The organism is Marichromatium sp. AB32, assembly GCF_003718675.1.
GTDB classification, from domain to species: Bacteria; Pseudomonadota; Gammaproteobacteria; order Chromatiales; family Chromatiaceae; genus Marichromatium; species Marichromatium gracile.
Genome location: NZ_RHFJ01000166.1, coordinates 1 through 262, shown reverse-complemented (window position 1 = coordinate 262; position 262 = coordinate 1). Strand labels below are relative to the sequence as shown.

General features: G+C 70.2%; 1 protein-coding gene. It reads right to left on the bottom strand.

Translation table 11 applies throughout. From position 1 onward, the window contains the following. On the bottom strand, positions 1–262 hold a 262-nt coding region (locus EBL85_RS16990; protein ID WP_148040596.1), incomplete at both ends, for a tetratricopeptide repeat protein.

Genomic DNA, 262 nt, shown 5'->3' with positions numbered 1-262 from the left:
CCAGTAAGTGATGTTATTGCGCGTGCTAAGCGTGTGGGGGTGATCGGGCCCGAGGATGCGGGTTTGGTCGGCGAGCAGGGCCTCGGCGGCGGCGAGCGCGGCCTCGATGGCGCCGGACTCGGCTTGCAAGTAAGCGATGTTGTTGCGCGTGGCGAGCGTGTGGGGGTGATCGGGCCCGAGGATGCGGGTTTGGTCGGCGAGCAGGGCCTCGGCGGCGGCGAGCGCGACCTCGATGGCGCCGGACTCGGCTTGCCAGCGAGCG